The following is a 7,590-nucleotide window of genomic DNA, read 5'->3' as shown; positions in this document are numbered from 1 at the left end:
AACAATATCCCATAATATGATAAGGTCCTTTTGGTGAAACAGCTTTTATTTCTTTTACAAAATCATTTGCCATATGAATTATACTCTCATGTAAAATAATATTATCTTCAACTTCTGATGCTTGAAGAGCGTATAAGGGTCTATCGGGATTAATATATGTGCTTAATGCATTATAATAGAAAAAATGACTTCCACCTCCATGGATGCAAAATAAAGGAGCTAATTTACCTAAACTTTTTACATCTACAAGATGATTAAAATTATTGATTTTTGTTGTCTTTGTTTCTCGGTTTTCAATAAAATCAGCTAACTCTCTGATAGTTTGATTTTCAAATAATTCATTTGGACTTATTGCTATGCCTAATTCCCTTGCTTTTGAAATTATTTGTAAGCTTAAAATAGAATTACCTCCGATTTCAAAAAAGTTATCTGTTAAACCAATGTTATTGTTTTTAAGAATGGATTTCCAAATTTTTAAAAGCTCAAACTCCGTTTTGTTTTTTGGTTTAGCAATAACATTTGTTTTATTTATAATTTCTGAAGCTTGAGTACGAATTTTAAAATTTATAGAAGTTATGTTTTCGTATAATGTTTCGATTGATATGTCTTTTTTTGAGCCAAGTATATTAATAATTTCTTCAAACCTATTTAGAATCCAATGATTTGCCTCTAGTGAAAAAATTGATTCATCAGATATGAGATTAATATCTATAGGTACGCTTGGTTTTATTGTTAATGTTAAAGGATAAATTGTAGTAATACCACTCTTGGAACTATGTATTTTAATATTTCCCGCTCTGATATCGTCCCATGGAAAATTTTCAAAAATAAAGAGACTATCAAAAATACGATTTGAAGAGGTTTCGATCCATTCTGTTATTTCGTTAATTGTAATATGCTCAAATTTTCTAGCTTCTATTTGTTGTGATTGAATATTTTTTAACCAATCCTTAACACTTAAATTAAAGTCTATTTTTATTCTTACAGGAATTACATTAGAAAACATACCTGTTATATTTTCTATGTTAGGAAAATCTCCAGAACGTCCTGAAACTGTATTTCCATAAGTGATATCGTAATGATTTAAGTATTTAGATATAATTAAAGCCCACAGGGCTTGGAATAATGTGTTTAATGTTATTCTATAAGCTTTGGCTATTTCTTGAACTTTTATACTAGTTTCTTCTGATAGTTTAATGTTATTTTGAACCAGTTTTTTAGTTTTATGCTGATTTTTATTGAACAAAAAAGGTTGTTTATAATCTTTGAATGTATTCCTCCAAAATTCTTTTGCTGCATTAGTATCAATTTTTTTTTGCCAATTTAGGTAAGATTTATATGAAGGGATACTTTCAAGTTCAAGTTTTTTACCCGTAATTAGTGAATCATAAAACTCGAAAACATCTTTAAGAATAATACTTGATGACCAACCGTCTAATAGTAGATGATGACAAGACCAAACAAAGTAATAATAATTGGGTTTGACTTTGATGAGACTAATTTTTGATAAAGGATTTTTTTGAAAATCAATACTATTTTTCTTATTAATGACTTTGAGTTCATTCAACTTTTTTTTATGTTCAGTAGTTGTAAAATTAGTCCAATCTAAAATATTAAAATTCACTTTTGAAATAGGAATAATAACTTGTATTGGGTTCTTAATATTTTCCCAGTGTACTGAAGTTCTTAATACAGGGTGTCTCTCAATAGCCAAATCCCATGATTTTTTCAGTAAATCGATATCTAAACTTCCCTCAATAATACATTCCACATTTAAAAACCCTCTATCATCTTTTTCTGTAAGATGATGAAAAAGGAGCGCATTTTGCATTGTGTTAAGTGGGTAAATAGCTTCGATTTTCACTTTCTTTTCTTTATTCATATAGATTAAAATAAATTCATTAAACTATCCAAGTCTTCTTGATTTAAACCAGATTCAGGAAAGTCTGAAGGTGTATATTCACCACTTTCTTTTTTGTTGCAGTAGGTTATTAGCTCATTCAAGTTAGTTTCAAAAGCATTAGCTAATTTAATAAAAGTAATTTCTTTATATAGTGCTTTAGTGTAGCTCCAATTAATATTTAGTTTACCGTTTTTAACATACGTATTCAATTCAATTTGATAAGTTCTTTCACTTAATTGGCTTCTAGTACCATGTGATAAAAATTGAAAATTAATTTTTGAATTATCTAATGTGTCATTGGTGTTTCCCAAATAATTAAAAATAACTTTTGGATTAATATCTAAATCAGTTTTGTTTTTATTGGTTAAATACTTTATAATGGTATAACCAATTCCATTATTTGGAATTGCATTTAATTGTTCTTTTACAGATTTTATTTTTTCTCCAATATCATCTACATTGTTGTTTTCTAGAGTTACAGGAAAATAAGATGTAAACCATCCAACAGTATTTGAAATGTCTATAGTGTCATCATCTAATGCTCTCCCTTGCCTTTCCAAACCAAGACAAATATGTTCCATATTAGCCCATTCAAAAAGCGTTTTTGAAAGCGCAGTAATAAGTAAATCTTCAATTTTAGTATTATAAAGTTCATTACCCTTAAAAAGTAAAGTTGTTGTACCTTTTTTATCAATAATACTAGTATAGTTAACTATAGATTTTTCATTATAAACATTTGAATTAATTTTAAAATCTACGGGGAATTGTTTTAAATCTTTTTTTTGAGAAAGCCAAAATTCTAGTTCATTTTGAATTTGTTTAGAATTAACTAATGCCTTTAAATATTCCCCCCATTTTTTTATGGAATCTGTTTTTTTGTTAAAAGTTATTTCTTTATTGTTCTCAATTTGTTTTAATGCAAATTGAATATCATGAAAAATAATATTCCAAGAAACAAAATCTATAATAAGATGATGGGCTATAATAAATATTCTGTTTTCTTGAATTTTTTTACAATTGAAATATAAAATTTTGAATAAACCACCGTCAGATAATTTAAAGTTATTTTGAATAGTTTCAATGGTTTTTTGAATTTCAGAATCTTGAGTGTTTTTACTTTCTATTGATTGTAAACTAATGGACTCAAAAGGCTTAATTGATTCAGGATTTAAAATATAAGCTTTCCATATTTCATCTTTTAACGTAAAACTGGAACGGAGTGTATCATGATGAAATACTAATTTTGTAGCAATAGATTCTATTTGATTAGAACTTATGGTATTGGATATGTTTTTTATCTCTGTTATTTGATTCCAGAAATGTGGAGCAATTTTATGTGTTTCAAAAAACCAATGTTGTATTGGTGTTAACGAAACTTCACCTGTTATTATTGGTTCAGTTATATTTTTAGGCTTATTCTTTTTTGAAAAAAGAGCAAGTTCTGCTATGGTTTGATTTTCAAAAATTTGATTGGCTTTTAATTCAATTCCAACTTTACGTGCTTTAGATAAAATTTGAATACTTAGTATGGAATCTCCTCCAATTTCAAAGAAATTATCGTTTGTGCTTATTGGAGAAAAACCTAAAACCTCCTCCCAGATTTTAAGTAATTTTTCTTCTATTTCAGTTTTTGGTTTTAAAATAGATGATTTATTACTATCTGCTTTTAATGAATTATTTTTGGTTTTTAATAATTTATTTTTATCAACTTTTCCGTTTGGGAGTAAAGGGATTTTTTCTACTTCCCAAAAAGAAGTAGGAATCATGTAATCGGGTAATTGTCCTTTTATATGAGTTTTTAAATGGTCAATATCTAAAATGTCATTATTCTTAATGTAAGCAACTAGTTTTTTTCCTTTATCAGAAGATGAATTAAGAGTGTTTTCTTTTAATAAATCTGTCAATTTTAAAGACAAAAGTTTTCTTTCATTTTCAGAAAGTTGTTCTAGAATTTGGATCAAATTGTGTTTTATCATTTTATAGCTTTAATTAAAACAATTGAGTCTGCCCACCATGTGTCTTGTACATCATCAGGTATTTTTAACGGAATTAATTTTATGGAAAATGAAGAAAAGTGTTTTAAAAGTAACTGTTGATGCTCTCTACTTAAAGAATCTATTTCGTTAGAAAAATAAGTGAATGACCCTCCTGTTTTTAAATGCTTAGCTGCATGATTAAAAAAGTGTTCAGCAAAAGTGATACTTCCATTTACGTACTGCATATATTCGTCATCATTTAATGGATAGGTATGAAATAAAATACCATCAAATAAATCTAGACCGTCAATAGTATCTTGCCAAAGACCATGGATTATTTTTATGTTTTTGTTTGAGTGTTTTTGCTTGAAGGGCTTAAAAAAGGTTTCTATAATAGCGTCATTACATTCTATACCAGTATATGTGTCTATATCATGCTCTATTATCATTTCTGCAGAGATACCACGTCCAAAGCCTATTTCTAATATATCTCCACCATTATTGGCTATGGTTTTTGCCATTTCTTGCATTAACGGAATTTGCCAATCTTCCATAATTTCTTCCACTTCCATAACTTTTTGAGCTCTGTCAATTTTAAACTCATGACTTGTTGCACCAGGCACAAATCGTTTTGTTTGCTCATTTAAAATATTCAAATCGCCAACAAATTCTTTTAGAGCTCTATTAACAACAGCATTTCTTTGACTTTCTTTTGGAGGGCATATAAAATTTTTATCATGTAAAGTAACAACAACTTCAAACTGTTGTGAGCGTTTAATTTTTTTCATAGCTGTGTTTTTCTTCAGTTTCACTTAGTAGGTATTCTTTTTCAGAGTTGCTAAGCGATTTTATTGAGTCTATTATATTGCTAACTTCATTCTCATCTATATTAGATAATACTTGAGCCATTTCATCAATCGTCATATATTTTTCAGAATTTTGATAATTATCTGTAGCCGATTCTTCTTCATATAAAACAATTACTTCATCAATAGAGTTTCCATAAGTTTTTATCTTTTTTACAATTTCTCCTAGTTCTACTCTATAACCTCTTATTTTTATTTGTTCATCAGCCCTTCCTAAAAATTCAATATTACCATCATTTCTATACCTGCCTAAATCTCCAGTTTTATAAAGTTTTCCCTTTTTATTAAAAGGATTATCAATAAATACTTTGTTTGTTAAATCTGATTTATTAAAGTAACCCTTTGAGAGTACATGACCTCCAATATATATTTCTCCAATGGCGCCATAAGGAACCAATTTTAAATGATTATCAAATAAATAAATATTTGCTCCAGCTACTGGTTTTCCTATAGGTACGCTTAAAGCGAAATTGTCTGTTTTTTTAATTTCATGTGCAATACACCAAACGGTAGCTTCAGTAGGGCCATATTCATTATATAATTTGGTATGCGGAATTTTTTCAAAATGAATTTTACAAAGCGGTCTTGTGCAGGCTTCACCTGCTACAATAACCGTGTTTAAACTTAGCAATTTATCTTTATTTATATATTCAAGAATTAATTTATATAAAGAAGGCAACATTAGTGTATGACTAATATTTTTTTCATTAATAATATTCCCTATTCTATCAATGTCTTGTTCAATACGTTTTTCAGCAATCACTAGATTACCACCAGTACAAAGTGTCCAGAATATACCTGCAATAGAACTATCAAAAGATATTGAAGATAATAATAAAAAAGCGCTAGGATTATTATCATAATACTCTAATCTACCAGCTGTAGAGTTTATTAAACTTTCATGGGTTATAGGAACCCCTTTAGGTTGTCCAGTACTTCCTGAAGTATAAATAATATAAGCTAAATCAGTTTTGCTTGTCTCAGGATAATTTTTGACAGCTATTTCATTTTTATTATTGATTACATCTTCTATGAAAATGGATTGAATTTCATAATTTATGACTGAAGTTTTTTGAGTTAAAACTATATTTACTCCAGAATCTTTAATCATAAAATGGATTCTTTCAGAAGGGTATTCAGGGTCTATAGGTAAATAAGCACAACCTGCTTTAAGTATGCCTAATATGCCAATAATCATATCAATAGATCTATCTACACATAAGGCAACGACTTCGTTTTTTGCCTTTAAATTTTCAAGTAGTTTATTAGCGAGTAAGGTTGCTCTGTTATTTAATTCTTTATACGTTATAGATGAATTTTGAAATGTTACAGCTATGGCATCTGGATACATTTTACACGTTCTTTCTATAATATTTTGAATACTATTATCTTCACTAAAAGAATTAAAATTTTGAGTGTCTTGATTAATTAAGAATTGTTTTTCAGCTTGATTAATTATTGAAATATCAATTATATTTTCATTCGGGTTACTAACAACTTCTTCTAATAATTGTTTGAAATATTTTTGAAAACGATTAATAGTAGCTTCTTCAAACAAATCTGTAGCATACTCAAAAGTAGAAGATAATATACCATTGATTTCACTTATATAAATTGTTAAATCGAATTTAGAAACTTTAGTATCAAACCATGTATGCGTTAAATTAAGATTATCATCAAAAACTGGGTTTTCAGAGACAGAATGGTATAAAAACATCACTTGAAAAAATGGATTTATAGCTGTAGACCTTTCTACTTTTAACTCTTTTACTAAAATATCAAAAGGAATATCTTTATTTGCAAAAGCATCAAGTGTGTTATTGTGAACAGCTTTTACCAAATCTATGAAACTCATTGAAGGAGATAATTTTGTTCTTAATACAACGGTATCGTTAAAAAAACCTATAAGTTCCTCTAAATTTTTTTGATCTCTATTAGTTATAGGAGTTCCAATTAAAATATCTGTTTGACCACTATATTTAAATAATAATACATAATACACAGAAAGCATTAAATTATAGGGTGTAGTTTCTAATTGTTTAGAAAGATTTAAAAGTTTGTTAGATAATATTTTATCAAAAACCTGAGTGTATGATGCAGCGCCTTTAAAAGAAGGACGAAGTGGCCTTGGATAATCTGTAGGTAAAATTAAGTTTGGGATTTCTCCTGAAAGTTTATATTTCCAATATTCTAGATGTTTGGTGTTAATTTCTTTTTTTTCTGACCAAAATGAGTAATCGGAGTATTGTAGTTCACCTCTCAGTTTTGTAGTTTGAATATTTTTATTTAATTGCCTGTAATACGTTGCTAAATGCTCACGAAAAATACGCATAGACCATTTATCGGTTACTATGTGATGTAATGTAATTTGTAAAATGTGTTTTGTGTTGCTAATTTTAATTAATGTAACACGTACTAAAGGACCTTTGTTTAAATTAAAATGTTTTGTGGCATCACTATCAATAATTTCTTGAAGTTTAAGTGATTTATCTTTTTCACTTAATGTGCTTAAATTATGGATAGATATTTCCATTTCCGAACTAGTATCAACATTTTGAAAAATTGTTTTATCTTCTATATGATACGTAGACCTTAAAACGTCATGATCTTGATATACCTTATTCAAACTCAAAATAAGGTGCTCTTCATTTAGTGGCCCATCAAAGGTATAGGTTTCAGAATAGTTATAAAAAGGATTATTAGGATACATTTGTTGTAAGAACCACAATCTTTTTTGACCAGAAGATAAAGGTATTTTAATTCCAGATGGTGCTTTTTTTATAGAATTTGTAGTGCTGTCTTTTGTCTCCCTATTTTTCCACCTATCTAGTAATGACTCTTTTTT

General features: G+C 27.7%; 4 protein-coding genes. All 4 read right to left on the bottom strand.

The features are described from left to right. The coding region (locus Q0842_RS15845; protein ID WP_298500444.1) for a condensation domain-containing protein at nt 1-1,882 on the bottom strand (1,882 nt) is incomplete at its 3' end. Between the two features lie 5 nt (nt 1,883-1,887). Then, nucleotides 1,888-3,879, bottom strand: coding sequence for a condensation domain-containing protein (locus tag Q0842_RS15840; RefSeq protein ID WP_298500442.1), 1,992 nt, complete (start codon nt 3,877-3,879; stop codon nt 1,888-1,890). After that, entirely contained in the window at nt 3,876-4,667 is a 792-nt protein-coding gene (locus tag Q0842_RS15835) for a class I SAM-dependent methyltransferase (protein ID WP_298500440.1), read from the bottom strand. The genes Q0842_RS15840 and Q0842_RS15835 overlap by 4 nt, the downstream gene beginning before the upstream one ends. Next, nucleotides 4,654-7,590, bottom strand: a 2,937-nt coding sequence (locus tag Q0842_RS15830; RefSeq protein ID WP_298500438.1) for an amino acid adenylation domain-containing protein, incomplete at its 5' end; no start/stop codon positions are given. The genes Q0842_RS15830 and Q0842_RS15835, both read right to left, overlap by 14 nt.

Source organism: uncultured Algibacter sp. (genome assembly GCF_947495675.1).
Taxonomy (GTDB): domain Bacteria; phylum Bacteroidota; class Bacteroidia; order Flavobacteriales; family Flavobacteriaceae; genus Algibacter_B.
The sequence above is the reverse complement of the archived record's forward strand: the minus strand, read 5'-3'. Positions and strand labels throughout refer to the sequence as shown.